This window comes from Streptomyces sp. SID3343 (assembly GCF_009865215.1).
GTDB lineage: Bacteria > Actinomycetota > Actinomycetes > Streptomycetales > Streptomycetaceae > Embleya.
In genome coordinates this window covers 1-4,309 of the sequence record NZ_WWJX01000785.1, presented here as the reverse complement: position 1 = coordinate 4,309, position 4,309 = coordinate 1, and the positions used below count along the sequence as shown (strand labels likewise).

Annotated in this window: 3 protein-coding genes and 1 pseudogene; all 4 read right to left on the bottom strand. The window is 72.5% G+C overall.

The window, feature by feature from the left end; translation table 11 throughout:
- Window positions 1-1,717: right-handed parallel beta-helix repeat-containing protein (locus GT354_RS24590; protein ID WP_161358554.1), on the bottom strand; the 1,717-nt coding region annotated here is incomplete at its 3' end.
- 172 nt (window positions 1,718-1,889) lie between these two features.
- Window positions 1,890-3,044 (bottom strand): LCP family protein, encoded by a 1,155-nt coding sequence (locus GT354_RS24585; protein WP_161358553.1) that lies wholly within the window; start codon window positions 3,042-3,044, stop codon window positions 1,890-1,892.
- Between the two features lie 194 nt (window positions 3,045-3,238).
- Window positions 3,239-3,895 carry an ACT domain-containing protein gene (locus tag GT354_RS24580; protein WP_161358552.1) on the bottom strand — a complete coding sequence of 219 codons (657 nt, stop codon included), beginning with the start codon at window positions 3,893-3,895 and terminating at the stop codon, window positions 3,239-3,241.
- Between the two features lie 225 nt (window positions 3,896-4,120).
- A pseudogene (locus GT354_RS24575) lies at window positions 4,121-4,309 on the bottom strand (hypothetical protein); the annotation flags it as partial.

The window sequence follows — 4,309 nt, the reverse complement described above, 5'->3', positions numbered from 1 at the left end:
CGGCGGCCGGCGCGGCGGGGCCCGCGCCCGCTCCCGGTCCGCCGTCGCCCGTGGACGTGCACTCCATCGCGACCGGTCCGGGGCCGGCGAACTCGAAGCCGCCCTTGGCGTTGTCGCGTGTGGTGCAGCGAGTGAACACCGGGCTGCACCCCTCGCGCACGTTGACCCCGTAGCCGCGCCCGCCGAGCACCTCGCAGTCCTCGAAGTCGCCGCGCCCGCCGCCGGAGATCCGGATGCCCTCGCCCGTCGCGCGGTCCACCCGGACCCGGCGCACGGTGGGTCCGGCCGCGCCGGTGACCGAGACGCCGTCGGTGGTGTCCTCGATCGTGCAGTCGGCGATGATGCCGCCGCAGTCGGACTCCATGAACCACACGCCGGTGGTGGCCTTGCGGACCTTGCACGACTTGACCGACACGACCGCGCCGGCGCCGACCCCGATCCCGGTCTCCTCGACGTCGTGGATCTCGCAGTCGTGCATCGACAGGCCGGTCCCGGAGCCGGCCACCTTCACGCCGTCGAGCACGTCGTGGATGCGGCACTCGCCGAGTGCCGCGTCGGCGCCGTCGGCCACCCACACCGCGGGTCGCCCGCCGGTGGAGTCGTGGAACTCGCAGTCGATCGCCGACGCGCGCGCGCCGTGGTCGGCGAGCGAGAGGCCGTTGCGGCCGAAGCTGCGGATGGTGCAGCCGCTGAGGGTGACCTCGGAATGGCCGTGCACGTCCACGCCGTTGCGGCCCATGTCGCGCAGTCGGCAGGCGACCAGGGTGAGGTTGGCGCCGCGGTCGACGGACACGCCGTTGCCCTCGGCGTCGCGAATCGTGCAGTCGTCGAGCGAGAACGTCGCGAGGTCGTCGGCCTGCACTCCGGTGCCCTTGACCGCGCAGATCTCGGTCCGCGAGAGCGATCCGGCGCTGCCCTGGCCGCCGACGGAGATGCCCGCCCAGCCGACCCGCTCGATCCGCGAGTCGGTGATGATCGGCGCCGCGCCGCCCGCGACGCAGATGCCACCGCCACCGACGTCGTGGATGTGCAGGCCGGTCAGGTGCGGCGATGCCTGGTCGCCGACGAACACGGCCGGTTCCGCGTCGGAGCCGTCGTGGATCTCGCAGTCCTGGACCCGGCCGGTGGTGCCGGGGCCGGTGAAGCGCATGCCGTGCCCGGACGCGTCGCGCACCCGGCTGCCGCGCAGCATGGGCGCGCTGCCCTCGCGCACGTCGAAGCCCTCGCGGCCGGTGTCGCCGACCTCGCAGTCCTCGAAGGTGCCGCGCGAGCGCCCGGTGACCCCGACACCGACGCCCTGCGGATTGGTCACCCGAAGGCGCCGCAGCATCGGATCCGCGCCCGCGCGCAACTCCACCCCGACCACGGAGAGCGCGCGCACGACGCACTCCTCCAATATCGGCGCGCAGCCCTCGATCACGATCGCCGGCGACAAGACGCCCGCGCCGCCCTCGATCACCAGGCCGTGCACCGCCGCGTCGGCGGTGATCGTCAGCGCGACCCCGTCGGCCGCCTGGAGGACCACCGTGCCCGGTCCGTCCGAACCCACGACCGTCACGGGGACCGAGATGTACACGTCCTCGCGATATGTCCCCGGCGCGACCATCACCGAGTCGCCGGCCGCCGCCGCGCTCACCGCGGCCCCGATCGAGGCGTATTCCCCCGCCCGCCGTCGCCAACGGGTGCCCTGCACCACCTGAAGAACCCGACCCGTCATGGCGACCCTGCCACCAGCCCCTCGGTCCGCACCCAGCACGCCTCGCGTGTCCACCGTAAAGCGTCCGGGACGGCCCCATCGACCGACTCGGGCTCGGGGGCTTCGTCGCGACCTCGTCGGCGGACCCCTGCACCGTACAGTTCAACGGCCGCAGGGCACTTCGCGGTCACACTTATCGCCGCGTCGTCGAGGGTTTCGTGGTAGCCGAAGGGGTCGATCCCACGGTCGCGGTCGGCACCGGCGCGGGCGCGCCGTCGCGTACTTCGGTGAACAACTGCCCGGCGTCCGGCTGTTGCAGCGCGACCCGGTTGGGGTCCGGCGCGTACGTGGTGATCGGCGTGGTCACGAAGTGGATCCGCTCCAGCGGGATGCCGCGCAGGCCGTTCGCGAAGTCGTACAGGCTCGTCAGCGTGTTGATGCCCGAGTCGGTGGTGATCGCCTTGGTCGCGGCGTCCATCACGTTGAACGCCTTGGCCGGGTTGGTCAGCAGGTTCTCGCCTTGGACCTTGGCGATCAGCGCCTTGAGGAACTCCTGCTGACGGGCGATGCGCTGTATGTCGCTGCCGTCGCCGAGGGACTTGCGCACCCGGACGAAGCCGAGTGCCTGCTCGCCGTCGAGGGTGACATCGCCGGCCGGCAGTTGCAGGTGCGCGGCCTTGTCGTCGATCGGCGCGTCGATGTGCATCGGCACCCCGCCGAGGGCGTCCACGACCTTCTTGAAGCCGGTGAAGTCGATCGTGATCTGGTGGTCGATCCGCGCACCGGTGAGCTTTTCCACGGTGGCCGCGACACACGGCACGCCGCCGACCTCCATCGCGCTGTTGAACTGGCCGAAATAGGCCCGCTGGACACCGGTCTCGGTGGGACAACTCGGTACGTCGACCATCAGGTCACGCGGGAAGCTGACCGCGGTCGCGGTCTTTCGCCCCTGCGGCACGTGCAACAGGATCGTGGTGTCGGAGCGCCGGCTACCGCCTTCGTCGCGGCCGTACGCGGAGTTGTCGCCGGCGCGCGAGTCGGAGCCCACGAGCAGCACGTTCAGGGCGCCGGTGGGCGGCGGGCGGTCCTGGAGGTTCTGCGCGAAGTCCTGCGTGCGGATGTTGCCGTTCAGGCGCTCGTACAGCCACCAGCCGAAGCCGCCGGCCGCGAGCAGGACACCGACCACGCCCGTCGCGATCCAGGCCAGGATCCGTCGGCGACGGCGTCGCCGGTCGCCGGCGCGTCGTTGTATGCGGCTGCCGGGGCCGGGGCCGTCGGGGCCCGGCCGCTCGGCCGACGTCCCGGACCGGCCTGCGGCCTCCGGGGACGTCTCGTCCCTGTCCTGCAAGATCTCTTCGCCTTCGTCGGCCCCCGGGCTCGATGTGCGGTCGGCAGCGCAGACCGGATATGCGCACAATTACCCGATCATACGTTGCCTCGTCCGTTACACGCCCGGTGGCGACGTTTGGTTCCCGGGCGTGGGGGGTCGAAGCCGCAGGTCGACGTGACGCGCCGACCCCCGGCCGGGAGCCCTCGCGCGGTCTACGGCGCGACGCCGCCCACGGCCCTGGCCGCCCCGCGCTCGCCGAGCACGCCCAGCACGACGTCCACGATCCGGCCGAGCCGCTCCAGCTCGCTGCGGTGGAAGGCCGGGCCCTGGTGGCGGACCACGTACAGGGTCAGCCACGACGCCCCGATCGGCGCGGCCGCGCCGTGTCCGCTCGGGTCGCCCTCGTACGCGAAGGCGAGCGGGCGCATCGGGGTGAGCGCCGGCAGCGCCGGGCCCTCCGGGGCCCGCCAACTGGTGTGTACGAGTTGTCGCCCGCGCCCGCCGCGGCCGGCCACCGCCCAGTCGGCGTGGAAGAGCGTGGGCGCCGCGTCGATCAGCGTGGCCACCGCGCGACCCGGATCACGCGCGACCTGACCGAGCACGTCCAGCTCCGGCGCCGACCCCGGCACCTCCCCGGCGGCCCAGCACCCCTCGATCCGCACCCCCGTCGAGCGCTCCAGCGGGGCGACCAACGCCGCGACGTCCCGCTCGCCCACCCACTCGACGGTGAACTCGTCCACCGCGCGCCCGCCGAGTCGCTCCAGCACCGTCATCTGCATCACGTCGGCACCCGCCGCGCCCAGCAACTGTGTGACCCGCGCGAGCGAACCCGGCCGGTCCGGCAGCGACACCCTCAGTCGATACAGCACGCGACACCTCCTACGTCGACCCCTCTTTGATCCTGAGCCTTCCCCGTTTCACGCATGTTGCGTACATATGACGGTCACAAGTGATCACGCAAGTGATCATCTGACGACCCGTCATGAATCCACCGGGCGACGAGCGAGGCCGTTCGACCGGGGCTTCCGGATGTGGACAGGGACAGGGGCGGCACCGAATGGATTCCGGTGTCGCCCCTCGTGGTTTCGGTGGAGTCAGCTCTTGTCGAGCCTCGGGGGTTCGGCGGCCCGGGTGACCTCCGGCTCCGGGGGTGCCGTCGGGGAGACGTGGGTGGGTTCGTCGTCGGGGGCGATGCTCGTCGCCCGGGTCGGGGCCTCGGCCGGGCCGGCGTCGGGGGTGAAGCCCGCGACCGGGGCGAACTCGGTCGCGTCGCCGTCGGGCTC